Source organism: Bradyrhizobium aeschynomenes, assembly GCF_013178945.1.
Classification (GTDB): domain Bacteria; phylum Pseudomonadota; class Alphaproteobacteria; order Rhizobiales; family Xanthobacteraceae; genus Bradyrhizobium; species Bradyrhizobium aeschynomenes.
The window spans coordinates 1-327 of record NZ_JABFDM010000049.1; the positions used below are offsets into that span (position 1 = coordinate 1).

General features: G+C 67.3%; 1 protein-coding gene. It reads right to left on the bottom strand.

Annotated features, from left to right (window positions below; all coding sequences use genetic code 11):
- Positions 1 to 39: 39 nt before the first annotated feature.
- On the bottom strand, positions 40 to 327 hold a 288-nt coding region (locus HL666_RS33915), incomplete at its 5' end, for a response regulator (protein ID WP_172185814.1).

Sequence of the window (327 nt, forward strand, 5' to 3'; positions counted from 1 at the left end):
ATCTTGCTGCTCATCGCACGCTACTCCTGCCCGTTCCTGTCACGCGGCCCGCCGATTGGCTTCGGCGCGCGCCCGTTCCTCGATCTGTTCCTTCAGCGCCGCGATCAGGCCAGGCCGGTCGAACTTGGCGATGTAGTCGTACAGGCCGGCCTGGCGGCCGCGCTCGATCGCAGCCGGCGAGACCAGCGACGACACCGCGATGACCGGCAGCTGGTGCAGGTTCTGGTCGGAGCGGATCGCCTCGGCGAACTCGAAGCCGTTCATCTCCGGCATCTCGATGTCGGTGACGACGATGTCGAAGGTGTGCCCGGAGCGCAGCGTGGCGAG